At 61.9% G+C, this 25,161-nt stretch carries 23 protein-coding genes; 8 read left to right on the top strand and 15 right to left on the bottom strand.

Annotation, left to right across the window (positions count from 1 at the left end):
• Positions 1-111: 111 nt before the first annotated feature.
• The 3 genes from N2600_RS09800 to N2600_RS09790 form a co-directional block, all read right to left on the bottom strand.
• Positions 112-975 (bottom strand): D-amino-acid transaminase, encoded by an 864-nt coding sequence (locus N2600_RS09800; RefSeq protein WP_260110782.1) that lies wholly within the window; start codon positions 973-975, stop codon positions 112-114.
• 63 nt (positions 976-1,038) lie between these two features.
• Positions 1,039-2,403, bottom strand: coding sequence for a nitrogen assimilation response regulator NtrX (gene ntrX, locus N2600_RS09795; RefSeq protein WP_018484750.1), 1,365 nt, complete (start codon positions 2,401-2,403; stop codon positions 1,039-1,041).
• On the bottom strand, positions 2,393-4,663 hold the full coding sequence (locus N2600_RS09790; protein WP_260110781.1) for a sensor histidine kinase NtrY-like: 2,271 nt from the start codon (positions 4,661-4,663) through the stop codon (positions 2,393-2,395). Before N2600_RS09790 ends, ntrX begins: the two co-directional genes overlap by 11 nt.
• 945 nt (positions 4,664-5,608) lie before the next feature.
• On the opposite strand from N2600_RS09790, the gene N2600_RS09785 reads away from it, so the two are divergent.
• The 6 genes from N2600_RS09785 to N2600_RS09760 all read left to right on the top strand — a co-directional run bounded on the left by N2600_RS09785 (position 5,609) and on the right by N2600_RS09760 (position 12,546).
• On the top strand, positions 5,609-6,562 hold the full coding sequence (locus N2600_RS09785; RefSeq protein ID WP_260110780.1) for a formylglycine-generating enzyme family protein: 954 nt from the start codon (positions 5,609-5,611) through the stop codon (positions 6,560-6,562).
• Positions 6,563-6,802: 240 nt separating this feature from the next.
• Positions 6,803-6,979, top strand: a complete 177-nt coding sequence (locus N2600_RS09780; RefSeq protein WP_222383994.1) for a hypothetical protein — start codon at positions 6,803-6,805, stop codon at positions 6,977-6,979.
• Between the two features lie 300 nt (positions 6,980-7,279).
• Positions 7,280-9,706, top strand: a complete 2,427-nt coding sequence (locus N2600_RS09775; protein ID WP_260110779.1) for an arylsulfatase — start codon at positions 7,280-7,282, stop codon at positions 9,704-9,706.
• A gap of 86 nt (positions 9,707-9,792) precedes the next feature.
• Positions 9,793-10,182 (top strand): hypothetical protein, encoded by a 390-nt coding sequence (locus tag N2600_RS09770; RefSeq protein ID WP_260058405.1) that lies wholly within the window; start codon positions 9,793-9,795, stop codon positions 10,180-10,182.
• Positions 10,183-10,445: 263 nt separating this feature from the next.
• Positions 10,446-12,284: an adenylate cyclase gene (locus N2600_RS09765; protein ID WP_260298662.1), complete on the top strand. Its 1,839-nt coding sequence runs from the start codon at positions 10,446-10,448 to the stop codon at positions 12,282-12,284.
• 37 nt (positions 12,285-12,321) lie between these two features.
• Positions 12,322-12,546 carry a hypothetical protein gene (locus N2600_RS09760; RefSeq protein WP_260111138.1) on the top strand — a complete coding sequence of 75 codons (225 nt, stop codon included), beginning with the start codon at positions 12,322-12,324 and terminating at the stop codon, positions 12,544-12,546.
• A gap of 101 nt (positions 12,547-12,647) precedes the next feature.
• Here N2600_RS09760 and ntrC read toward each other — a convergent pair whose 3' ends face one another.
• Genes ntrC through dusB form a run of 3 tightly spaced genes read right to left on the bottom strand, consistent with a single transcriptional unit; the run spans position 12,648 to position 16,266 of the window.
• The gene (gene ntrC / locus N2600_RS09755) at positions 12,648-14,099 is read right to left on the bottom strand and encodes a nitrogen regulation protein NR(I) (protein WP_017964172.1); all 1,452 of its coding nucleotides are present in this window, start codon (positions 14,097-14,099) and stop codon (positions 12,648-12,650) included.
• Positions 14,096-15,250, bottom strand: coding sequence for a two-component system sensor histidine kinase NtrB (locus tag N2600_RS09750; RefSeq protein WP_017964171.1), 1,155 nt, complete (start codon positions 15,248-15,250; stop codon positions 14,096-14,098). Before N2600_RS09750 ends, ntrC begins: the two co-directional genes overlap by 4 nt.
• Positions 15,247-16,266 (bottom strand): tRNA dihydrouridine synthase DusB, encoded by a 1,020-nt coding sequence (dusB, locus tag N2600_RS09745; protein WP_260111120.1) that lies wholly within the window; start codon positions 16,264-16,266, stop codon positions 15,247-15,249. The genes N2600_RS09750 and dusB overlap by 4 nt, the downstream gene beginning before the upstream one ends.
• Positions 16,267-16,408: 142 nt before the next feature.
• On the opposite strand from dusB, the gene N2600_RS09740 reads away from it, so the two are divergent.
• Positions 16,409-17,629: a bifunctional 2-C-methyl-D-erythritol 4-phosphate cytidylyltransferase/2-C-methyl-D-erythritol 2,4-cyclodiphosphate synthase gene (locus tag N2600_RS09740; protein WP_260110777.1), complete on the top strand. Its 1,221-nt coding sequence runs from the start codon at positions 16,409-16,411 to the stop codon at positions 17,627-17,629.
• Positions 17,626-18,126 carry a CinA family protein gene (locus tag N2600_RS09735; protein ID WP_170280614.1) on the top strand — a complete coding sequence of 167 codons (501 nt, stop codon included), beginning with the start codon at positions 17,626-17,628 and terminating at the stop codon, positions 18,124-18,126. The genes N2600_RS09740 and N2600_RS09735 overlap by 4 nt, the downstream gene beginning before the upstream one ends.
• Positions 18,127-18,140: 14 nt before the next feature.
• On the opposite strand, the gene N2600_RS09730 is transcribed toward N2600_RS09735, so the two are convergent.
• The 9 genes from N2600_RS09730 to N2600_RS09690 all read right to left on the bottom strand — a co-directional run bounded on the left by N2600_RS09730 (position 18,141) and on the right by N2600_RS09690 (position 25,157).
• Entirely contained in the window at positions 18,141-18,593 is a 453-nt protein-coding gene (locus N2600_RS09730; protein ID WP_017964167.1) for a type II toxin-antitoxin system RatA family toxin, read from the bottom strand.
• Between the two features lie 9 nt (positions 18,594-18,602).
• Complete coding sequence (locus tag N2600_RS09725) at positions 18,603-19,181, bottom strand: AAA family ATPase (RefSeq protein ID WP_260111119.1); 579 nt, start codon at positions 19,179-19,181, stop codon at positions 18,603-18,605.
• A 284-nt stretch (positions 19,182-19,465) separates the two neighbouring features.
• Complete coding sequence (gene lipA, locus N2600_RS09720; protein WP_260298661.1) at positions 19,466-20,437, bottom strand: lipoyl synthase; 972 nt, start codon at positions 20,435-20,437, stop codon at positions 19,466-19,468.
• Between the two features lie 42 nt (positions 20,438-20,479).
• Positions 20,480-20,728: a GlsB/YeaQ/YmgE family stress response membrane protein gene (locus N2600_RS09715; protein WP_260110776.1), complete on the bottom strand. Its 249-nt coding sequence runs from the start codon at positions 20,726-20,728 to the stop codon at positions 20,480-20,482.
• A 25-nt stretch (positions 20,729-20,753) separates the two neighbouring features.
• Positions 20,754-21,008 (bottom strand): GlsB/YeaQ/YmgE family stress response membrane protein, encoded by a 255-nt coding sequence (locus tag N2600_RS09710; RefSeq protein ID WP_003539329.1) that lies wholly within the window; start codon positions 21,006-21,008, stop codon positions 20,754-20,756.
• Between the two features lie 74 nt (positions 21,009-21,082).
• Complete coding sequence (lpdA, locus tag N2600_RS09705) at positions 21,083-22,549, bottom strand: dihydrolipoyl dehydrogenase (protein ID WP_222383891.1); 1,467 nt, start codon at positions 22,547-22,549, stop codon at positions 21,083-21,085.
• A 16-nt stretch (positions 22,550-22,565) separates the two neighbouring features.
• Positions 22,566-23,147: a GNAT family N-acetyltransferase gene (locus N2600_RS09700; RefSeq protein ID WP_017964163.1), complete on the bottom strand. Its 582-nt coding sequence runs from the start codon at positions 23,145-23,147 to the stop codon at positions 22,566-22,568.
• A 2-nt stretch (positions 23,148-23,149) separates the two neighbouring features.
• Complete coding sequence (locus N2600_RS09695; RefSeq protein WP_017964162.1) at positions 23,150-23,791, bottom strand: SGNH/GDSL hydrolase family protein; 642 nt, start codon at positions 23,789-23,791, stop codon at positions 23,150-23,152.
• Positions 23,792-23,810: 19 nt separating this feature from the next.
• On the bottom strand, positions 23,811-25,157 hold the full coding sequence (locus N2600_RS09690) for a pyruvate dehydrogenase complex dihydrolipoamide acetyltransferase (protein WP_017964161.1): 1,347 nt from the start codon (positions 25,155-25,157) through the stop codon (positions 23,811-23,813).
• Positions 25,158-25,161: the final 4 nt, after the last annotated feature.

The following is a 25,161-nucleotide window of genomic DNA, read 5'->3' as shown; positions in this document are numbered from 1 at the left end:
GCGCCGCTTCTTTCTTTATTGCCGACCTGATCTGGCCGGTAGAATATCAATCAACCTCACCATGCGAAGACCGGCGGCATCCTCATTCCACCTGTCCAGCAAATCTTGGTATCAAATCGCAATCTTTTCCGCAACGTCGAAAAAGGCTTCGCGGACTTTCTGCGAAACGCTGCCCGGATGACCGTTGGCAATGGCCTGGCCATCGACGGAAACGACCGGAAAACAAATGCTTGTGGCTGCAGTGAGGAAGACCTCGCGGGCTGAGAGCATCTCCGAAACGGAGAAGTTCCGCTCGGCGATCGTCAACCCCAGCTTGGCTGCGACATCCATCAGAGTGGTGCGGGTAATGCCGCGCAGAATGCCGTGTTCGGCCGGTCGCGTGACCAGCGTTCCGCCCTGATCGACGATCCAGACATTGGTCGCCGCCCCTTCCTTCACCATACCGTCGCCATCGACATAGATCGCTTCCTGGGCGCCGGCCTCCTTGGCCTGCTGGCGGGCCATGGCATTCGGCAGCAAGCCGACGGACTTGATGTCGACGCGCTCCCAGCGGTTGTCGAGAAGGGTGATCGCCTTGATGCCGTTGGCGTTCTTGGCGGCGATGATCCTGGCATCGGTGCTCTTGGCGGTGATGACAAGCGATGGCGGCGTTCCCTCGACCGGGAAGACATGATCGCGGCGGGCGACGCCGCGCGTCACCTGCATGTAGAAAAGCCCGTTGCGGACATGGTTGCGGCGCAGCGTCTCGCGGATGACCTGCGTCAGCGCCGCCCGGCCCATCGGCCAGGCGATGCGCAACTCACCGAGTGAACGGTCGAGACGGTTCAGATGGCGTGTGAGATCGACGATATAGCCATGGCGCACTTCGCAGACCTCGTAGACGCCATCGGCGAACTGGTAGCCGCGATCCTCGATATGCACGCTGGCATCGGAATGCTTGACGTAACGGCCATTCACATAGGCAATTCTCGGCATGGGAAACCTGGTCTTCCGGAAAGCAATATGGGCGCGGCGCAGCGTCGGCCGCGCCGGAAACGATCAGACGCCGAGCGACTTCAGCTTGCGGTGCAGCGCCGAACGCTCCATGCCGACGAATTCCGCGGTGCGCGAGATATTGCCGCCGAAGCGGTTGATCTGGGCGATCAGGTAATCCTTCTCGAACATCTCGCGAGCTTCGCGCAGCGGCAGCGTCATAATGTGATAGTCGTTCTTAGCGGAAACCTTCGGCAGCATGTCGCCGAGATCGGTCGGCAGCATGTCGGCGGTGATCGGCGCATCCGGGCCGTCGGTGCGGGCAAGGATCATCAGCCGCTCGATGTTGTTGCGCAGCTGGCGGATGTTGCCGGGCCAATCATGCGCCTGCAGCACCGCCATAGCGTCGTCCCCGATGCGGCGTGGACGGATGCCGGCCTGCTCGGATATCTGGCGCATCAGCTGGTCGACGAGGAAGGGAATGTCCTCGCGTCGCTCGGCAAGGGCCGGCACACGCACCGGCACGACGGCGAGGCGATGATAGAGATCCTCGCGGAACCATCCTTCAGCGATGCGGCTCTCAAGATTATAGGCGGTCGAGGAGATGATGCGGACATCGACCTTGACGCGCTTGGAACCACCAACCCGCTCGAACTGCTGATCGACCAGCACGCGCAGGATCTTGTTCTGCGTCTCGCGCGGCATTTCGCCGACTTCGTCGAGATAGAGGATGCCGCGATGGGCTTCCTCGAGCGCGCCGATCTTGCGTGCCTGGCCGGGTGTGCCCTCGGTGCCGAAGAGCGCCACCTCCATGCGGTCGGGCGTGATGTTGGCGGCGTTGATCGCAACGAAGGGGCCGTTGGCGCGTGCCGACTTCTTGTGGATCATCCGTGCCACCAGTTCCTTGCCGGAGCCCGAGGCGCCGAGGATCATGATGCGGCTGTTGGTCGGCGAAACCTTCTCGATCGTCTGGCGCAGCTGCGAAACGGCGACCGAGGTACCGATCAGCTCCAGCGCATCACCGGTGCGGCGCTTCAGGTCGGAAACCTCGCGCTTCAATTTGGAATTCTCCAGCGCCCGTTCGGCGATCAGGATCAGCCGGTCGGCCTTGAAGGGCTTCTCGATGAAATCGAAGGCGCCGCGCTTGATCGCCGAGACAGCGGTCTCGATGTTGCCATGGCCTGATATCATCACGACGGGCAGTTCCGGATGGCGGGTCTTGATCTCGTCGAGCAGCGACAGGCCATCGAGCTTGCTGCCCTGCATCCAGATATCGAGGAAGATCAGCCGCGGCACCCGATCGGAAATCGCCGCCAGCGCGCTGTCGCTGTCATGGGCCGTGCGCGTCTCGTGTCCCTCGTCGGAGAGAATCCCGGAAACGATCTCGCGAATATCGTGCTCATCGTCGACGACGAGAATGTCAGAGGCCATAAACGCTTTCCTTGTCATTGGCTGCGGGAGCAGCAGGCGTCGGATCCAGGCGTGGCAGATGCACGCGGATCATGGCCCCTCTTCCCCGGTCAAAATCGGCGGGCGCATCATGCAGCTCCAGCTGCCCGCCATGTTCCTCGATGATCTTCTTGACGATGGCGAGGCCGAGGCCAGTGCCCTTCTCACGCATCGTCATATAGGGTTCCAGAATGCTGTGGCGGTTCTCCACCGGTAGGCCGCGGCCATTGTCGATCACGTCGACGGTGAAGCGGTCACGGCCGGTATCAAGGGCGGCGCGGACGAGAACCTTGCGTTCGTCCCGCTCGTCGCTCGGAACGGCCTCGATCGATTCGACGGCATTCTTGATGAGATTTCCGAAAGCCTGGCCGAGCATGCGGCTGTCGAACAGGCCCTCCAGCGGCTGGTCGCCGAAATCCTGCTCGAAGGTGACGTGATGGTTGCCCATCTCACGCAGGAAGATCGCGTCGCGCAGGATATCGCGCAGGTCGCTCGGCTCCTTGGTCGGCTTCGGCATACGGGCAAAGGCGGAGAATTCGTCGACCATGCGGCCGATATCGCCGACTTGGCGGATGATCGTATCCGTGCACTGGTCGAAGACGGTTCGGTCGTCCTGGTCGATCTGCTTGCCGTAGCGGCGCTGGATGCGCTCGGCGGACAGCTGGATCGGCGTCAACGGGTTTTTGATCTCATGGGCGATGCGCCTGGCCACGTCGCCCCAGGCGGTCGAGCGCTGGGCGATGACGAGATCGGTGATGTCGTCGAGCGTGATCACGTAGGATTCGCTCATGTCGCGCACTTCCTCGCGGGTGACCTGCACGCTCAGCGTCCTGACAGTGCCGCCGCGGACCAGCGCGATCTGCTTGCGGAAATCGCCGCGATGACGCACCGCCGCCTCGGTCAGCACGTGATCGACCTCCGGCGCGATGTCGACCAACTGCTTTCCGAGCATCTCGTCGGCCGATAGCGACATCAGCGTCTCGGCCGAACTGTTGACGATGGCGATGCGGCGGTCCTGCTCGACGCCGATGACGGCGGCAGTGACACCCGAAAGCACCGCCTCGATGAAGCGGCGGCGGTCGTCGACCTCGTCCTTGGCCTCGAGGATCTCGTCGCGCTGGGTGCGGATTTCCGAGATCATCTTGTTGAAGGTGCGCGAGAGATTGGCGACGTCGCCGTCGACGGCATGCACCGGCACGACGATGTCCATATTGCCCGATGCCACGCTGTCGGCCGCCGTGATCAGCAGGCGGATCGGCCGGACGATGCGGTCGGCGACGGCGATTGCGGTCCAGATCGCCGCCAGCAGTACGATCAGCGCGAAGCCGATATAGAGCACGGCAAAGGCGATCTGCAGCGAGAAGCGGTTGGCCTCCATCGAGCGGTATTCGGTGGCGTTCTCCTCCATCATGCGCATGGCGCCCATGACCTTGGGATCGACGGCGCGCACCGTATAGAGAAAGGTGCCCTGGATGGCATCGAGCTTGATGATGGCGCCGACGAGATTGGTGACGCCGGGCGGGATCAGTGTCGGCTGGCCGGCAGCCGCCTTCTCCAGCGCATCCTGTGGAATGGCCGGCAGCGGCTTTTCAGTGGCGATATCGGCCTGGACGATCACTGAGCCGTCGCGCTCGACGAGGAAGGCGCCGAGCAGGCCGCGGCCCCTCGCCTGGCGGGTCATCAGGTCGGCAAAACCCGTCCTGTCGAGGCTGTAGAGCGCGCGGTTGCGCTCCAGGTCGTTGGCCATGGAGACCGTCTGCCCCTGCAGATAGCTGGCATTCTCCATCATGTAGGCCTGGCCGATATTGCGCGACGAACTGACGATCGACTGGGTGCGCAGGGCAAACCAGCGGTCAAGGCCGGCATTCAGCGTGATGCTGGCGAAGATGGCGACGAGGATCGCCGGCGTGATCGCCACGATCGAAAAAAGCACGACGATGCGGATATGCAGGCGGGCTGCCGCACGGCCGCGGGTGCGCGCCTTGAGCAGCCTTGCCACCTCGCGAGCGATCAAGGCGAGCAGCGTCAGGACAAAGAAGGAATTGACGATCACCGAGGTGATGACGACATGCGACGTCGGGGCGATCGGCGTCAGGCCGAGCAGCACGAAAAGCGTGGCCGTGGCGCAGAGAAGCGCGCCGCCGGCGAGCACGAGGCCGGGCACGGCAAAAAGGGCGCGGCGGTCGGTCACTGTCGTCACCGTCTCGCCCGCCGCCGCCAGCGATACCCCATCCTGCGTCATTCGGCCTCTCTTCAGACGGCACCTGCCGCCCTCGCCATCCGATCGAAACCAAGGAAACGCCGGCTTAAAGAAGCCAGCGTTGCAAGGACTCGATCGGGAGCGAATGTCTAAACCCTTGCGTGACCTTTAAGCAACGCATTGTGGCGAAAATGCAACGCATCTCGGACATTGTCAAGCTGCGCTGACCTCGTCCGCCACAATGAGCGCCTTCAGTTCGAAGGCCGGTTCGGCAAGCCCTTGGTCCGGCGATGAAGCTGGCAGGATCGGCTGTTCATCGCACTCCCGGAACGCCCGCAACGCAGACTATTTTGGGCTGCCTTCCGGGCGAGTGGTGCAACATCTAGCCGTCGCCTCCAAGCAGACGTCAATACCGCGCGTCGATTTCGTCGCGCTCCGATCGTAAGTCGCGGTCGTGGGCGCTTTGGGGGTGATCTTCGGGCGAATTTGGCGCTAGAAAGGATAACGCCCTGCCCTTAAGCTTTGAGTCCGATGCCCATCCTCTATCGCAATTCCAAGCTTCTTCGGCGTTCCCGCGGCGGGTATTTCATTTGGCAGACGCCGGCTTGTTCCTGATCGGGGGGCGAGCTTGGCAGTGCAAAGCTCAACGCTGCAATCGACTGCTGGATACGGTCCGATGAGGTTCTCGAATTCTCTGGGATATCCGCCTCTCGGCTTGCCTGGACGCATACATAAGACATGCGAATATAAGGAGAGCAGGTATCTTACTGCAACCTATGGGCAAAACCGCCCATAGCGTGAAAGGCGACATCCGTGCTGACGCGATATCATCTCCGCGACTTCTATTTCGCTCGATAGAATTCGGCGGGGTCGCGTATTTTACTGTAACCTACTTCAAGAACGCGGCTCTGAGGGATAGTCATCTTGATGGAAGATCGGGAACATGCACTGTTGGATAAACAGCGATAAGCTGCGAGGGTGATGAAAATGATGCCTGGCCGGCGCGCGGTGGACGACGCGGGATTTCAGGGTCTGGTCCGGGTAGCCGGCCGTACCTTCACCATGGGATCGAACGAGCATTATGTGGAGGAGGCCCCTGCCCATCCGGTGACGGTCGACGGCTTCTGGATCGACGCCACCCCTGTCACCAACCGACAGTTCGCCTCATTCGTCAACGCCACCGGATATATAACCGTCGCCGAAAGGGCTCCCCGTGCCGAGGACTATCCCGGAGCGCTTCCCAAAATGCTGCGAGCCGGATCTCTGGTGTTCACGCCGCCGAAAGCCGTCGTCGGCCCCGACATTACCCAGTGGTGGTCGTTCAAGTTCGGCGCGGACTGGCGACACCCTTACGGCGGTCGCACCGACATCCGCGGTAAGCTCGATCATCCCGTCGTTCATATCGCCCATAGCGACGCCAAGGCCTATGCTGCTTGGGCGGGAAAAGATCTGCCGACCGAGGCAGAGTGGGAGCTGGCTGCGCGCGGCGGCCTTGATGAAGCGGAATTTGCCTGGGGCGACGCGTTGCACCCGGAAGGAAAGCTCATGGCCAATATCTGGCAGGGTACCTTCCCTACGCTGAGCACAAAGCCAGCCAGTGCGGACAGAACGTCGCCGGTCGGATCCTTTCCATCAAACGGCTACGGCATCTTTGACATGATCGGCAATGTCTGGGAATGGACCTCCGACTTCTGGTCGACACGCCATCCCGAGCCTGCCAGCCATTCATGCTGCATCCCCAGCAATCCCCGCGGAGGCGACGCCGACGCCAGCTACGATCCGCGGCTGCCTGACATCAGGATCCCGCGGCGCGTCCTCAAGGGCGGGTCCCACCTTTGCGCGCCGAACTACTGCAGGCGCTATCGTCCGGCCGCCAGACATGCCGAGCCTGAGGACACGTCCACAAGTCATGTCGGCTTCAGATGTGTCAAGCGCGCGTGAGGCGGCGTCATGGCCACATGTCGCGTCGGCGGAATAAGCCACCGGTGGTGACAAGACCTTTCATGACGTGTCCTTCGTGATCCGCAGGTTATGGGCGTACTCCCGTGGATTGCGGTTTCCGATTTCGTTCCCGTTCCTTACTGTAAACTACGTTGCTTCCACCCTATTCCGGATCATAATGCACAACTTATAATCCGATGCGGCAGCCGCACCTGCAGAGGCCGCCTGGAGGTAGGATGGATGGATTACGACACACGGTTCGCCAAGCGCGTCTTTCCAGCCAGCGCCAAAACCATCGATTCACTCGCCGCCCGTGACGATAACTTCCGCGAACTCTGTGCCGACAATAGTCCACGCGTGAGCCTGTGCTTCGTCCAAGCCCTGGTCGAGCTGGCCGATGCTGAACTTCCTTCATAAGCAAATTCGCGCTCGGCTTCGGTGTGACCAGCGCCCGTCCGCAACAATATTCGCTCGAAGAGAGGTTTGCCCGTATCATACGGTAGTATCTGTCAATCCGGCGCAGCTGCAGCGGGACGATCACTCCTTCGGCCGTTGCCCGGAAATAAGGTCCGCAACGTGTTCTCGAGTGTGACTGTCGGAGCGAACGCGGATCAACAGTGCATACTGTATGTTACTGGCGCGCTCGCGGTACTCGCCATACCCTCCCCGAATAAAACGGTCCACATCACGCGGGATCGATTGCCGGGGGGAATCGAGATGAAAAGCAGTATCCTGACTTTGGCTGCCCTATTAGGCGGCACTGCGCTTACATTTTTTTCCATTGGCGGGACGAGTGCGTCAGCTCAAGTCATCAATGGAACACCCGGCACGCCGAGTGCGACGATCACAATCGACGGCCGACAGATCCCGCCGCCGCCAGGGCAGTTTGGCGGCACGACAAATCTCGACGCGCTTCAGTCGACGCCATACTGGCAGCCGCAAGTTGTGCCGCCCAAGGGTGCGCCAAACGTCTTGCTGATCTTGACCGATGACGTCGGATTTGCGGCCCCGAGCACGTTCGGCGGGGTCATTCCGACGCCAACGCTCGACCGGATTGCCAACATAGGCCTGCGCTACACGAACTTCCAAACGACATCGCTGTGTTCCCCGACACGCGCCGCTCTGATCACGGGCCGCAATCATCATTCAGTCGGCTTCGGTGTGATCAGCGAGGCGTCGACCGGTTATCCGGGCTACGACAGCGTCATTACCGCGGACAAGGATACGATCGGCACGATCCTCAAGGCGAATGGTTATGCAACATCGTGGTTCGGCAAGAATCACAACACGCCATCTTTCCAAACCAGTCAGGCCGGCCCCTTCGATCAATGGCCCATCGGAATGGGATTTGAATATTTCTATGGCTTTGTCAGCGGCGAGACCAACCAGTGGCAACCGGACCTCTACCGCAATACCACGCGTGTCTATCCCTATCTGAACAATCCTACCTACAACCTGACGACGGACATGGCGGACGACGCCATCAACTATCTCAACCAACTCAATCAGCTCGATCCCAAGAAGCCATTCTTCCTCTACTATGCACCGGGCGGGACTCATGCGCCTCATCACCCGACCCCCGAATGGATCAAGAAGATCAGCGACTTGCATCTGTTCGACAAGGGATGGAATGCGCTGCGCGAGCAAATCTTCGCCAACCAGAAGAGGCTGGGGGTTATCCCTCAGGATGCGCAACTGACAGCCTGGCCAGATAAGCTCATCAAGCCGTGGGACGTCCTTTCGGCTGATGAGAAGAAGCTCTTCATCCACCAGGCCGATGTCTACGGAGCCTACCTCGCCTATACCGACAATGAAATCGGCCGGGTCGTCAAAGCGGTCGAGGACATGGGCAAGCTCGACGACACGCTGATTATCTTTATCAGCGGCGACAATGGCGCGAGCGCGGAAGGCTCCCCGGCTGGAACGCCAAACGAGATGACTTTCTTCAACGGCGTCGACGTGCCCGTCCAGGACCAGCTCAAATTCTACGACGCCTGGGGGTCGGCGTTGACCTATCCGCACTATTCGGTCGGCTGGGCTTGGGCTTTCGATACGCCCTTCAAGTGGACCAAGCAGGTCGCTTCCTATTTTGGGGGCATTCGTAACGGTATGGCCATTGCGTGGCCAGGCCACATCAAAGATCCGGGTGGGGTGCGTAACCAGTTCCACCATGTCATCGACATCGTCCCGACGATCTTGGAAGTGACGGGCATCCGTGCTCCTGATGCAGTTAACGGGATCACCCAGACGCCGATCGAAGGCGTGAGCCTGGCCTACACATTCGACAAGGCAAACGCCGATGCGCCATCGAAACATTCGACCCAATATTTCGAGATGTTCGGCAATCGCGCGATCTATCACGATGGGTGGATCGCCTCCACGTTGCCCTATCGGGAACCTTGGAACGGAACGGCTCCGATCCCGAAAGACATCGTCAACGGCGTGACCTGGCAGCTGTTCGACCTGTCCAAGGACTGGACGCAAAACAACGATCTGGCGGCCGCCAATCCCGGCAAGCTGAAGGAGTTGCAGGATTTGTTCTGGATCGAGGCTGCGAAGTACCAGGTTCTGCCGTTGGACGCCTCGGCCTTGACGCGCTTCATTCTCCCGCGACCGAGCATCGTCGCCGGACGTAATGATTTCATCTACACGAAACCCATCGTCGGCGTGCCCCTTGGGACGGCACCGAGCATCCTCAACAAGTCCTTCACGATCACGGCCGATATCGATGTGCCCGCGGGCGGCGGCAACGGCATGCTTGTGACTGCAGGCGGGCGCTTCGGGGGATGGGGCTTCTACCTGCTCAAAGGGAAGCCAATCTTTGTCTATGACCTATTGGATCTCGCCCGGCCGAGGGTGGAGGGCGCAGCGGCATTGACGCCTGGAAAGCACAATCTCGGCTTCTCCTTCAAGTCCGATGGGCCCGGCCTCGGCAAAGGTGGCAAGGGGACAATCACGATCGACGGCGCCGAGGCGGCAAGCGGGACCTTCCCAAACACCATTCCATTTGCTCTCGAGGCGAGTGAAACCTTTGATATCGGCTCCGACACGGGAACCGGTGTCGACGATAACGACTACCAGGCACCGTTCGCCTTCGACGGCAAGCTGAGCAGCTTGAAGATAGAACTTCAGCCGCAACCTTGATGCAAGAGGTTCTGCGCAGAGCGGCCCGTCGCCAAGGCGGCCCGTGCCGAAAGTGACGTTGACCTGGGCACGGGGGGTCCTGCGCCATGAACACAGCTCACCGACACACGCTTCTGACCCTGTTCGCAATCGCCGAAGGTGCAACGGGACTGGGGCTTGTCGTGGCGCCATCGATCCTCTTCGTTCTGCTGTTTGAGGCAAGGCCGGTCGCTTCGGAGGCACCACTGATTGCGCGGATCTGCGGTGCGGCGCTGCTCGCTCTTGCCGCAGCAAGCTGGGGCGGGCGTGACGCCGAAGACAGGCGAGGCACGCTGGGACTCCTCGTCGGCGTGGCGCTCTATAATTTCCTGACCACGGCGGTCCTGACCTATTCCGCTCTCGTTCCGGAGATGATCGGCATCCTGTTGTGGCCCGCGATCCTCTATCACGCGGCGACTTCCCTGTGGTGCTTGCTCGCTATCTGGCGGGCGCGTTAGACCGAGTCGTCGTGGCCCCTTGCGTGGTCACTAACGGCTTTGGCCGCTTCGGGTCGCGGGCTGCTAAGAGGCGGCGAAGAGGCGATGTCCGCTTCCGCGGTTCACGCGCCTGGAGTCTCCTTCCCTCGATCTGCGTAGTCGTCGAACAGGCTCGATGCGCCGCCTTTGATGGACGAGGATCGGTTTCTGCGGTAGGTTACAAAAGGGATAGTTAATAAAATCTCCGGTAGTCACGTCCCTCAAGAGCGGGTGAGGAGCAAGTCGTGCAGGATTCATTGCCATCAAGGCGCGATATCGCGCCGGATTCGACGCGACCACTACCGACCCATGATGATGTTCGGGCTCAGCTTAAGCGAATCATCACCAGCCCGCAATTTCCGCATGTCGGCCGGAGTGGGGCATTTCTCATCTATGCCGTGGAGGAGACGCTTGCAGGCCGCGCAGACCGGATCAAGGGTTACTCCATCGCCGTCGAGGTCTTCAAGCGCTCAAACGGCTTCACGCAGGATGATCCGGTTGTGCGGATCGAGGCCGGAAGGCTCAGGCGGGTGCTCGAGCGCTATTATTTTACAGCAGGCCAACACGATCCGATCCGAATAGACATTCCGAAAGGCGGTTACGTGCCGACCTTTGCCTGGACTAGCCCGAGCGATGACAATCGCGATGCTGAAGACCAAGGTCTGCCGCCGGAGCGCGCCTATTCCCTTTTTCCCGGCTTAAGAGGATATAGATGGGTAGTGGTCCTTGGATTGATCGTGATCGCGGGCGGCGCTGCAGCCCTGGCTGGCTTGACCTCCATTCGATTTGGCTCGATCTGGCCGTTTGCGACCCCCCACATGACGGGATCTGACGGACCGACATTGGTGATCGCGCCATTTGCCAATCTCGGTGATGGTCCTCAGGCGGAACTCTACACGACGGGCCTGACCGAGGAACTCCTCACTGCCCTTCCCCGCTTCAAGGAGATCAAGGTCTTCGGGCGCGAGACGTCCAGATCGTTGCCGCCAGAGGTGGAGACATCGCGGATTCGCGGGGAGCTTGGCGCACGCTTCCTGCTGGCAGGCGGTGTTCGCGTCTCCGGAAGCCGAGTGCGTGTGACGGCGCGTCTGCTCGACACGCAGACCGATGAGATCCTCTGGTCGCAGACCTACGACGACGACATCGGCGTCGGCGACCTGTTCACCATCCAGTCCGACGTCGCAAACAAGGTTGCGACCGCCGTGGCGCAGCCCTATGGCATCATGGCCCAGGCCGATGTTTCCAATCCGCCGCCTGATGATCTCGGCATCTACGGCTGCACGCTTAGCTTTTATGCTTACCGTGCCGAGTTAATCAGGGAGCGGCACGGAGAGGTTCGAAACTGCCTCGAAAGTGCTGTCGCTCGCTATCCATCCTTTGCGACCGCCTGGGCGATGTTGTCCATAATCTATCTTGACGAGGATCGTTTCAGGTTCAACCGGAAGCCCATTTCGTCCACGCCGATAGATCGCAGCTTTCAAGCCGCCCGCCGTGCCGTTCAACTGGATCCCGGCAACACCCGCGCCCTTCAGGCGCTGATGACAGCGTTGTTTTTCAGCCAGCGGGTTTCGGAGGCACTTCAGATCGGCGAACGGGCATTGGCGACCAATCCGAACGACACCGAATTGCTGGCAGAATTTGGAACCCGGCTGGCGATGAGCGGGGAATGGCAGCACGGGGCAGCGCTGCTGGATCGTGCCATTGCTCTCAACCCTGCCGGCGGCGGCTACTATCGCGGAACGCGCGCACTCGCAGCCTACATGTTGCACGACGACAAGACCGCAGTCATAGAGATCAGGCAGGCGGACCTGCAGAAGTTCCCGCTATTCCATGCGGTGGCTGCCGTCATTTACGTCGACGCCGCAATGATCGAGGACGCCCGCAGCGAGGCCGCGCGGTTCAACGAAATGAGACCCGACTTCATTCCGAACATCGTGGCCGAACTCAAGGTGCGCAATTTCCAGCCACAGGACCGGTCGCGGATGATTGCCGATCTGCAAACGGCCGGACTGCTTGTGAGGGACGAGGTGCAGGCGACCATGTCGCTGCCGATCGACGGCTCCAAGGCCCTTCAGCCGCGGTAGAGCTACCGTCAGGACAACTGGCACAGAAACCCGGCGAATGCATTCGACAAGCGTCGGTGCCGGCGGCGCGGATCTCGACTGGGATGTGGTCGCGGTCGGCTACAAGTTCACCGATACGATCTCGGCCGTTGCGGGATACCGCGCACTCGGCGTCGACTACGACAATGACGGCTTTGTCTTCGACGTCGTCCAGCAGGGGTCCGATCCTCGGCGTCGTTATCCACTTCTGAGTACGACGTCTGGAGCAGCAGACTGGGTTTGAACGATGAAGTCGTCCATGAAGCCCACGATTTCTCGCCAGCCCGTCGCGGCGCCAATTCTGGCATCAGGCCGCATGCCGGCCCGATGCGAGCGCGAACACACTCAGGCGGTGCGGGAACTCCTGTAGACGGAGACGCCAAGTTCCCTGATCTTCTTGCGCAAGGTGTTGCGGTTGAGACCGAGAAGATCGGCGGCCTTGATCTGGTTGCCGCGTGTCGCCGTCAGGGCTGCGAGGATCAGCGGATACTCCATTTCCGTCAGCACGCGGTCATAGAGGCCGGGCGGCGGCAGATTGTCCCCGAAGCCTGCGAAGTAGCTGCGCATGTTCTCCTCGACCGCCTGTGCGATCGTCATCGAGCCGCTGCGGATCGGCCCCTTGTCGATCGGGCTGTCAGGCACGTCGGAACGAAGTTCGGCGTCGATGATCTCGCGGGTGATGACATCCTGCGGATAGAGCGCCATCAGACGGCGGATGAGGTTTTCCAGTTCGCGGACGTTGCCCGGCCAGGCATAGGCCTTCATCAGTTCGAGCGCTTCCTGATCGAAGCGCTTGGAGCCGAGGCCTTCCTTTTCGGCCTGCTGGATGAAATGGCGCACCAGATCGGGAATGTCCTCGGCGCGATCGCGCAGCGGCGGCAGGCGCAGCGGCACGACATTGAGGCGGTAATAGAGGTCCTCGCGGAAGAGACCCTGGTTGATCGCCTGCTTCAGGTCCTTGTTGGTGGCGGCAACGATGCGCACGTCGGTGCGGATCGGCGTGCGGCCGCCGACGGTGGTGTATTCGCCCTGCTGCAGGACGCGTAAGAGCCGTGTCTGGGCGTCCATCGGCATGTCGCCGATCTCGTCGAGGAAGAGCGTGCCGCCTTCGGCCTGTTCGAAACGGCCGGTCGAGCGGGTCTGCGCGCCGGTAAAGGCGCCCTTCTCATGGCCGAAAAGTTCGGATTCGATCAGGTCGCGCGGGATCGCCGCCATGTTGATTGCAACAAACGGGCCGTTGCGGCGCTTGCCGTAGTCGTGCAGCGCGCGGGCGACGAGTTCCTTGCCGGTGCCGGATTCGCCGGTGATCATCAGCGTCAGGTCCGTCTGCATCAGCCGGGCGAGCACGCGGTAGATTTCCTGCATTGCCGCCGACCGGCCGACGAGCGGCATGCCGTCCTGCATGTCGTCTTCGAGCTTGGCGGGCTTGCGCTTCGGTTCCGCCAGCGCCCGGCCGATGATGCCGATCAGCTCGGTGAGGTCGAAGGGCTTCGGCAGATAGTCGTAGGCGCCTTTTTCCGATGCCTTGATGGCGGTCATGAAGGTGTTCTGGGCGCTCATGACCAGGACGGGCAGGTCGGGCCGCGCCTTCTTGATGCGCGGCAGCAGATCGAAGGCGTTTTCGTCGGGCATCACCACATCGGTGACGACCAGATCGCCCTCGCCCGCGGAAATCCAGCGCCAGAGGGTAGCGGCGTTGGAGGTGATGCGAACGTCATAGCCGGCGCGGCTCAAAGCCTGGTTGAGCACGGTCCGGATGGCCGCATCATCATCTGCAACGAGGATCGTGGCTGTCATCGAGAAGGTCCTGTCGAGCTTGCTATAGAAGCGTCTTCAAGCGAGGCGTCCTTCGACGCCGGCATGAGAACGCGGAATGTCGTGCGGCTGTTCTGGCTGTCGCATTCGATGATGCCGCCGTGATCGCCGATGATCTTGGCGACCAGCGCCAGGCCGAGGCCGCTGCCGTTCGGCTTGGTGGTGATGAAGGGATCGAAGAGATGCGGCAACAGATCGAGGGGGACGCCGGGGCCGTTGTCGTGGACGCAGAATTCCAGCGGCAGCGAGATCTTCTCGCGCGTGCCGGCGACCGAAAGACGGATGCCCGGGCGATAGGCGGTCGTCAGCATGATCTCGCCGTCCGGCCGATCGCCGACCGCTTCGGCGGCGTTCTTCACCAGATTGAGGAAGACCTGGACGAGCTGGTCGCGATTGGCATAGACGGCCGGCAGCGACGGGTCGTAACTCTCGGTGACGCGGATGTTGCGGGCAAAACCTGCCTTGGCGACCGCCTTCACATGATCGAGCACGGAATGGATATTGACCGGCATGCGGTCGACAGGACGTTCGTCGGAAAAGACTTCCATACGGTCGACCAGCGAGACAATGCGATCGGTCTCGTCGCAGATCAGCCGGGTCAGCGCCCGATCCTCGTCGACCGCAGACTGTTCGAGCAGCTGGGCAGCGCCGCGTATACCAGAGAGCGGGTTCTTGATCTCATGCGCCAGCATCGAGGCAAGGCCGGTCACCGAGCGGGCGGCGGCGCGATGCGTCAGCTGCCGGTCGATCTTGTCGGCCATCGAGCGTTCCTGAAAGACGATGACGACGGCGCCGGGCTCGCTGAGCACCGGGGCGACGTAGAGATCGACGAGCTTGTCCTGTCCGAGGCGGGGCGAACTCAGGTCGACGCGATATTCGTTGACCGGCGCCTTGCGCTCGCGCACCTGGTCGATGAGGGCAAGCAGCGGGCTGCCGAAAGGGATGAAGGTCGAGATGCGGTAACGCGCCAGATGCGAGGCGCTGGCACCGAAGAAGGCCTCCGCCTCCCAATTGGCGAAAACGACGAAACCGGATTCGTCGACCATGATGACCGGGTTCTGGATGGCGTTCAGTACGGCCATCGCGACGGTCCCGCCGGCGTGATCGGACGGAGATATCATATCCTTCGTCATGCCGCCTCCCGGCTGTCGACAATATTCACAGCCAGCGCATCATAAAGGCGCGCGGTGACCTCGCGCGGATCGCGCGAGGTCATGATCTCCGCCTTTTCAGCGCCTGACAGAGCCGGGGCGAAACGCTGGAGATACCAGCCAAGGTGCTTGCGGGCGTGGCGGATCGCCACCGCTTCGCCGTAGAAATCCAGCATCATCCGGTAATGTTCGACGGCGATATCGGCGATCTCCTGGCGTCGCGGCTCGGGCGCACCGGCAAGGACGCCGGCATGCCACGGTCTGCCCTGACAGCCCCTGCCAATCATCACGGCATCGGCGCCGGAGCGACGCAATATTTCCTGCGCGTCGCCAGCGGTTTCGACATCGCCATTGGCGATCAGCGGAATGGAGATCACCTCGCGTACGGCGCGGATAGCATCCCAATCGGCGCGGCCTTCATAGAATTGCATGCGGGTGCGCCCATGAATGGTCACAAGCTGGATGCCGGCGGCTTCGGCGCGACGGGCGATATCAGGCGCGTTGATGGAATTCTCATCCCAGCCGAGGCGCATCTTCAGCGTTACCGGAATGTCGACAGCCTTGACCGTCGCCTCGATGAGGCCGAGCGCCTGATCGGGCGCGCGCATCAGCGCCGAGCCGGAATAACCGCCGATCACCTTCTTTGCCGGGCAACCCATGTTGATGTCGATGATATCGGCGCCGTGATCGGCGGCGATCTTGGCCGCCTCCGCCATCCAGTGCGCCTCGCGGCCGGCAAGCTGCACCATATGCGGCCGGAAGCCGGCAGCGCTGAGCCGCGACCAGGATTCGGCGGTGTCGTTGACCAGTTCACGGCTCGCCACCATTTCTGTGACGACGAGGCCGGCGCCGAAGCGCCAGGCAAGCTCTCGATAGGGCATGTCGGTGACGCCGGACATCGGCGCCAGCACAACGCGGTTCCGCACAGACACGGGTCCGATTCGGAAAGGCGCTGCGAGGTCCTGGGAAATCAAATGATTATCTTTCGGGCATACAATAGAACTGCATTATTTTTAGCCACTATTCCCTGGCTTGCCAAGGGGGCTGGCACCGGAATTGATATTTTTCGGGCAGATGCTGGAAAAGGCCCAAGCAAGACGTTAGAGCACTCCGGTCAATTCCGCATAATTTAGGGGATTTATGCTGCAAATGCCTTCTAAGCAACCGATATCGGCTGGAATTGTCATCGTTGCCGCCGGCCGCGGCGAGCGCGCAGGATCCTCCAAGGAAGGCCCCAAGCAGTATCGCATGATCGGCGGCAAACCGGTTATCGTGCATACGCTTGAAAACTTCATGACATGGGAAGCGGCAACTGAGATCGTCGTGGTCATTCATCCCGATGACGAGGCGCTGTTTGCGAGAGCCTTCCGCCACATCATCTCGGCAACGCCCATCGAAACGGTGCATGGGGGTGCAACGAGGCAACAATCCGTCCTGGCAGGCCTCAGATACCTCAAGGACAAGCACATCAGTCACGTGCTGATCCATGATGCCGTGCGACCTTTCTTCGACCATGTGCTGCTCGATCGCATTGCCGCGAGCCTTCGCGCCGGAGCCCAGGCGGTCCTGCCGGCGATCCCGGTCACCGACACGCTGAAACGCGCCGATAATGCCGGCACCGTGCTGACCACGGTGTTCCGCGAGCATCTCTACGCGGCGCAGACGCCGCAATCCTTCGCCTTCGAAACGATCCTCGAGGCGCATGAGAAGGCAGCCGCGAGCGGTCGAGGCGATTTCACCGACGACGCCTCGATCGCCGAATGGCTGGGCATTCCGGTGACAATCGTCGAGGGCACGGCCGACAACGTCAAGCTGACGGTCAAGAACGATATTGCCATGGCCGACGACAAGCTGTCGACGTCGCTGCTTCCGGACGTGCGCACCGGCAACGGCTACGACGTGCACCAGCTCGTCGCCGGCGATGGCGTGACGCTCTGCGGCGTGTTCATTCCGCATGACCAGAAGCTGAAAGGACACTCCGATGCCGACGTTGCGCTGCATGCGCTGACGGACGCGCTGCTCGCCACCTGCGGCGCCGGCGATATCGGCGATCATTTTCCGCCGTCCGACCCGCAATGGAAGGGGGCAGCCTCGCGGATATTCATCGAATATGCCGCCCGGATCGTGCGCGAGCGCGGCGGCACGATCATGAATGCCGACGTCTCGCTGATCGCCGAGGCGCCGAAAGTCGGCCCGCATCGAGACGCCATGCGGGCGAAACTGTCGGACTATCTCGGAATCGATATCGAGCGCTGCTCGGTCAAGGCGACGACCAACGAGACGATCGGCTTCGTCGGCCGACGCGAAGGCATCGCGGCGATCGCGACTGCCACCGTCGTCTATCGCGGGAGGAAAGGATGAGCCTTTTTCCTCAAGATATAATTTCCACGGCGGAGGCGATCATCCGTGACTTCACGGCTGCAGGGCTGATGGTCTCGACCGCCGAATCCTGCACCGGCGGCCTGATCGCCGGGGCGCTGACGGAGATTTCGGGTTCGTCCGCCGTCGTCGACCGCGGCTTCGTCACCTATACGAATAGCGCAAAGATCGAGATGCTCGGCGTGCAGGCGGAAACGCTCTCGCGCTTCGGCGCGGTCTCGGAGGAAACGGCGCGGCAGATGGTGCATGGCGCCCTCTTCCGCTCACGCGCCGAGATCGCCGTCGCCGTCACAGGCATTGCCGGCCCCGGCGGCGGATCCGCCGAAAAGCCGGTCGGCCTCGTGCACCTCGCCGCCAAATCGCGCGCCGGCGCGCTCATCCATCGGAAAATGCACTATGGCGATATCGGCCGCAGCGAGGTTCGGCTAGCGACGATCAGGACGGCGCTGGAGATGGTGCGCTCGCTTCTTGCTGCCTGAGGCCGGTTCGCTCATCAAGCCGGTGTGTAGATCCTGTTTGCCCTGGTCTCGAAGGCTTCGGTGAACATGCGGAAGGCGCGGTCGAACATCGAGCCCATCAACGCGCCGAGAATACGGCTCTTGAACTCGTAATCGATGAAGAAATCGACGGTGCAGCCGCCGGACGGCGTCTCGGCGAAATGCCAGCGATTGTCGAGATATTTGAACGGGCCATCGATATATTTGACCTCAATGACGTGCTCGGCCCGGTTCAGCAGCACCTGGGTCGTGAAGGTCTCGCGGATCGCCTTATAGCCGACCGTCATGTCGGCGACGAGCAGGATCTTGCCGTCGCGCTCCTTGCGGCTCCTGATGGCGAGCGCTTCGCAAAGCGGCAGGAATTCCGGATAGCGCTCGACGTCGGCGACGAGGTCGAACATCTGCTCGGGCGAATGCGGGACGGGACGGTGTGTTTCGAATTGCGGCATAGTCGGCAATTAAGCGGGCCGGCCGAGAAGATCAAGAAGCTCGCGCATCTGGCGGCGGGATTTTAGCTGAAGAACCGGCACGTCGGGGCCGTGCTCGGCGATGCCGGCGACATGATCCAGAAGCGCTGCTTCGATCAAGGGGGCGGCATCCCGCTCGAAATTCCAGATATAGGCGAGCGCCTCCAGCGAGAGGCGTTCGGGACACCCGACAGGCAGTTCGGGGCGGTTGCGCCCGAAATAACGGAACGCTCTCGATATGGCGCCGTAAAGGCATGCATATCTCGGTAGCCGAAGCCAAATGACGGCGTCGGCGCGTGGCAGGCGAAGATCGAAGGAGTTCAGCCCGGTTCCATCCATGATCCAGCGCTCTTCCGCCACGGCCTTGGCGATCAGGCGGTCGATCTCGTCGCGCGGCCTCTTTCTCCAGCCCGGCAGCCAGTAAAAGTCGCGGTCCATGGAGATATAGCCAAGGCCGAGCGCTCGCGAAAGCCGCTTTGCGAGCGTGCTCTTGCCGCTACCGGGGCAGCCAATCACCAGGATGCGGTCGGCTTCGATCAGCGTCGACTTCAAACCGAATTTGACCTTCATCATCGCCCTCAAGATACGACACCTCGGCCGAGGAGAACGGCGAGGCCGGCCCCTCATCCGCCTGCCGGCACCTTCTCCCCGCTTGCGGGGCGAAGGGATTATGCCGCGACCTCTCCGTCCCTCGCCCACTTCTCGCAGGGCACGTCCCCTCGCCCCGTTTACGGGGAGAGGGTTAGGGTGAGGGGCAGCCATTGGCGCGAACAGGGCAACCGCGGCACCAGCTCGAGCAGCCGAAGCATGGTTGGTCGACTTTATCAGCAGTCTGATAAAGCAAGCGCCAAATCTCACTCAGCGGCGATCAGCAGCTTCTTTTCGCGCGCCGCCCGCAGCCGGGCGAAGTCGTCGCCGGCATGGTGGGAAGAGCGGGTCAGCGGGCTGGAGGCGACCATCAGGAAGCCCTTGCTGTAGGCGACCGTCTCGTACGACTTGAACTCGTCGGGAGTGACGAAGCTTTCGACTTTGTGGTGCTTGCGGGTCGGCTGCAGGTACTGGCCGATCGTCAGAAAGTCGACATCGGCGGTGCGTAGATCGTCCATCAGCTGCAGGACTTCGTTTCGCTCTTCGCCGAGACCAACCATGATGCCCGATTTGGTGAACATGGTGGGATCGAGTTCCTTCACCCGCTGCAGCAGGCGGACGGAATGGAAGTAGCGGGCGCCAGGACGAACCGTCAGATAGTTGCCGGGCACCGTTTCCATATTGTGGTTGAAGACGTCGGGTTTGGCAGCGACGACGCGTTCCAGCGCACCCGGCTTTTTCAGGAAATCGGGCGTCAGGATCTCGATCGTCGTCATCGGCGAGGCGGCACGGATTGCCCAGATCACCTTTTCGAAGTGTTCGGCGCCGCCGTCCTCCAGGTCGTCACGGTCGACCGAGGTGATGACGACGTGGCTGAGGCCCATCTGCTTGACCGCCTTGGCGACATTCTCGGGCTCGGCCATATCGAGCGCATTCGGCTTGCCGGTGGCGACGTTGCAGAAGGCACAGGCGCGGGTACAGATCTCGCCCATGATCATGAACGTCGCGTGCTTCTTGTCCCAGCACTCGCCGATATTCGGGCAGCCGGCCTCCTCGCAGACGGTGACAACCTTATGCTCCTTCACGATCGCGCGCGTCTCGGCATAACCCTTGGAGGTCGGCGCCTTGACGCGAATCCAGTCCGGCTTGCGCATGACTTCCGTGTCCGGCCGATGCGCCTTCTCCGGATGCCGGACGCGCTTGGCGTCGGGATTGATCGTATCGAGGATGGTCACCATTGCAGTTTCAGCTTTCTACCGCCCTATGCGGCAAATCCAGATCTAGCGCCGCACCAGCCGCGCAAGGAATATCAACAAGCAGGCGCCGAGGAAACCCGTCACGAAATAGCCGAGCCGTCCGCCGACCACCTCAACGTGGAACTGTGCAAGGACGGCGCTTGCGACGACCGAGCCGAGAATGCCGAGCACGATATTCAGGAAAATCCCGTATCGCGCTTCCATCAGCTTGCCGGCGAGCCAGCCCGCAAGTCCGCCGATGATGATTGCCGAAATCCAGCCGACGCTTTCCATTCTTACTCTGCCCCTCAGTTGCGCTTCAAGCGACCGCCCTCGCGATCAGAACCACGATGATGGCGCCGACCGTGGCGTGGATGATCTGCACCACCAGCGCGTTTTCAATGCCCAGCGAAATGCCGAGCGCGCTGAACAGATAGCCGCCGACGAAGGCGCCAATGATGCCGCTCAGCAGGCATCTTATCAGCCCGCCGCCACCGACGACCAGGCTTGCGAGGAAGCCTGCAACCAGGCCGATCAGCAAAAACACCAGCAACGCCTGCGTCTCCATAGACATGATGATTTCCTTTCGTTTTTTCCATCCTCAGCGTGGCTTTCCACTCCGGACATAGAGGGCGGGATGGGAAATTATCAAGCGTTCAGGACGCGACCGTAAGCATCGAGCACCGCTTCCTTCATCGATTCCGACACGGTCGGATGAGGGAAGATCGTGTGCATCAGTTCTTCCTCGGTCGTCTCGAGATTCATCGCGACGACGAAGCCTTGGATGAGCTCGGTGACTTCGGCGCCGACCATGTGGGCGCCGAGCAGCTCGCCGGTCTTCTTGTCGAAGATCACCTTGCAGAGGCCCTGATCCTCGCCGAGCGCGATCGCCTTGCCGTTTGCAGAGAAGGGGAAGCGGCCGACGCGGATGTCGCGGCCCAGTTCCTTGGCTTTTGCTTCGGTGACACCGACGGAGGCGACCTGCGGCTGGCAATAGGTGCAGCCCGGCACCTTGCCCTTGTCTGTGGGATGAACGTTCGGGAGGCCGGCGATCTTTTCGACGCAGACGACGCCCTCATGCTCTGCCTTGTGGGCCAGCATCGGTGGGCCGGCGACATCGCCGATCGCATAGATGCCGGCGACATTGGTCTTGCCATAGCCATCGATGACGACGCAGCCGCGGTCGGTCTTGACGCCGAGCGCCTCGAGACCGAGGTTTTCGATATTGCCCTGAACGCCGACGGCCGAAATCAACCGGTCCGCGGTGATCTGCTGCACCTTGCCATCAGCCGTCTCGACGTGAGCGGTGACGCTGTCGGCGGCCTTCTCGACCTTGGTGACCTTGGCGCTGGTGAAGATCTTGAGCCCGCGCTTTTCAAGCTGCTTGCGGGCGATCGCGGTGATCTCGGCATCCTCGACCGGCATGATGGTCGGCATGACTTCGACGACCGTGACGTCGACGCCCATCGAGCGATAGAAGCTGGCGAATTCGATGCCGATCGCGCCAGAGCCCATGACGATCAGCGACTTCGGCAGAACATCCGGCTTCAGAGCCTCGAAATAGGTCCAGATCAACTCGCCATCCGGCTCGATGCCGGGCAACGCGCGGGGACGGGCGCCGGTGGCGATGATGATGTGCTTTGCGCTATAGGTTCCCTCGCCGCCCTTGACGTTCTTCGGCAACGGATGCTGCGGCTCGACAACCGGCTTCGACGACTTGCCGACGACCACCTCGCCCGCCTGGGTCCCGGTCGAAGCCTTGGTGATTTTCGCCTCGCCCCAGATGATGTCGATCTTGTTCTTCTTCATCAGGAAGCCGACGCCGGCATTCAGACGGGCGGAGACTGCGCGCGAGCGGCCGACGACGGCCTTGGCATCCGGCTTGACCGTGCCTTCGAGAACGAGGCCGTAATCCTTGAAATGATTGGCATGGTCGAGCACCTCGGCCGAGCGCAGCAGCGCCTTTGTGGGTATGCAGCCCCAGTTCAGGCAGATGCCGCCCATATGCTCGCGCTCGACGATCGCGGTCTTGAGGCCGAGCTGGCTGGAACGGATGGCGGCGACATAGCCGCCGGGACCCGAGCCGATGATGATGACGTCGTAGGATTCAGCCATGTATTTCCTGCCTTTGTTACGCTGCGCTGCGGGTCATGAGCACCCACGCGTGTCTCTTGCTGTTTTCGAAGAGCGGCACGGCATCGGCGCGCGCAGCCTCCAGGAATCCGTTTCTTTCATAAAGCGACAAAGCCGCTTCGTTGTCGCTGGCGGTGATCAGGCTGACGGGCCGCCGATCGGCCCTTTCGATCTGGTCGTCCAGCAGCCTGCGTCCGATGCCGATGCCACGCAGATGGCGATAGACGCCGAGACTGCCGATGAACCAGCTTCCCACAACCGTTTTCTGCAAGGCGAGCATCGGTGCGGTCGCCGGAATCGTCGCCTCGATATCACCTATCCCCTCACTCAGCGCATGGCCGATCGCCACACCAGCGACCTCGCCATAGGCCTCGGCAATGACGGCATCCCGCCAGCCGCCGACAGCTTCCTCCTCGCCCATCTTCAGCCGGCCCCGCTCCAGCGGCGTGTCGCTCACGCCGTTTTCCACACCGGCAAACCAAAGCCAGGATGCAAAACCGCGCGACGCGATATCCGCCAGAATCGCCAGCTCCGAGGCATCCCGCCGTGAGGCCTGCCGGAGGGCGATGAAGGAGGTCATGCTCAGATCCCCAGCATCATCCGCACGATCGATTCCAGCCCACGGCCGAGCGCACGCGTATTCTCCGCATCGAGATGGATGCCATCGATCGGTGTGGTCTTGGCGACGGAATTGCCGTCGAAGAAACCACAACCGAGTTCGTCGGCAAGATCACGATAAAGCGTTGCAAGTTTTGCCGATTCCTCGATGCCGCCGGGGAACGACGCGGCGAAAGGCACATTGCCCGTCGCGCGGATCGCCGGCGGCGCCACGATCAGAATCTCCGGCCCATCGAATTCGAAGGGCCAGGCGTGATTGCGGATCAGCCGCACGAGCCGGCTGATGCCCTGGCATGCGGCAAAGGCCGAACCCGCCACAACCGGCTTCATGTCGTTGGTGCCGAGCAGAAGGACAACGAGGTCGAGCGGCGCATGCGACTGCAGGATCGTCGGCAGGATGCGCGCCCCGTTGCGGTCGCAATCGGCGAGATGGTCGTCGAAAGCGGTGGTGCGACCGTTCAGGCCTTCGGCGATGACGCGGGCCTCACCGCCGAGCGCTGCCTGAAGCACGCTCGGCCAGCGATTCTTGTAGTCATGACGGCCGATCGTCTCGGCGTCATAACCCCAGGTCAGCGAGTCACCATAGCAAAGAACGGTCTTGGTCATTTCCGTCTCCGCGTCGCTATCAGACAAGCATGCCCATCGGGTTCTCGATGTAGCCCTTGAAGGCTTGGAGTAGCTCGGCGCCGAGCGCGCCGTCGACACAGCGATGGTCGGTCGAGAGCGTGACTGACATCACGGTGGCGATCGCCATTTCGCTCTTCTTGACGACAACCCGCTGTTCGCCGGCACCGACCGCGAGGATCGTCGCATGCGGCGGGTTGACGACGGCTGCGAAGTTCTTCACGCCCATCATGCCCATGTTGGAGACGGAGCTGGTGCCGCCCTGATATTCCTCAGGCTTCAGCTTGCGGTCCTTGGCCCGCTTGCCGAGATCGCGCATCTCGTTGGAGATCGTCGACAGGGTCTTTTCCTCGGCCTTGCGGATGATCGGCGTGATCAGGCCGCCGGGGATCGAGACAGCAACGCCGACATCGGCGTGCTTGTGCTTGACCATGTTGCTGTCGGTCCAGGAGACGTTGGCATCCGGAACGTCGCGCAGCGCCAGCGCCATGGCCTTGATGACCATGTCGTTGACCGAGAGCTTGTAGGCCGGAGCGTTGTCCTTGCGCGGAGCCGCATCGTTCAGCTGGGCGCGTAGCGCCAGCAACGCATCGAGCTCGCAATCGAGGCTGACGTAGAAATGCGGGATCGTCTGCTTGGACTCGACCAGGCGCCTGGCGATCGTCTTGCGCATGCCGTCATGCGGCACGAGCTCGTAGGAGCCTGGTTCGAAGAGCTTGAGCACGGCTTCTTCGGACGCGCCTTTCGGTGCAGCGGCGGCCGGAGCCGGCGCGGCGGGCGCGGATACGGGCGCAGCAGCCTTGGCGCCACCGCCGGCGACGGCGGCTTCGATGTCGCTCTTGACGACGCGGCCATGCGGGCCGGAGCCCGCGACTGCCGAAAGGTCGATACCGGCTTCCTTGGCCAGCCTGCGAGCGAGCGGCGAAGAGAAGGTGCGGTTGCCATCGGACGAAACCGAGGCGGGTGCGGCGGTGGCTACAGGTGCCGCAGCCGGAGCAGACTGGGCCGGAGCCGGTGCAGCCTCGGCTTTCGGTGCGGCTGCACCGTCAGTTTTCGGTGCCGGAGCGGCGGAACCCGCACTGCTTGCGGCAGCGGAGACATCCTCGCCATCGGCGGCGAGAACCGCGATCAGCGCATTGACCTTGACGCCTTCGGTGCCGGCGGCAACGACGAGCTTGGCGACCGTGCCTTCATCGACGGCTTCGACTTCCATCGTCGCCTTGTCGGTCTCGATCTCGGCGATCACATCGCCAGACTTGACCTTGTCGCCTTCCTTGACCAGCCATTTGGAAAGATTGCCTTCCTCCATGGTCGGAGAGAGGGCGGGCATCGTGATATTGATCGGCATCGAA

The sequence above is a fragment of the Rhizobium sp. WSM1274 genome, from assembly GCF_025200775.1.
Taxonomy (GTDB): domain Bacteria; phylum Pseudomonadota; class Alphaproteobacteria; order Rhizobiales; family Rhizobiaceae; genus Rhizobium; species Rhizobium leguminosarum_I.
This window is presented reverse-complemented; position numbering and strand designations above follow the sequence as displayed.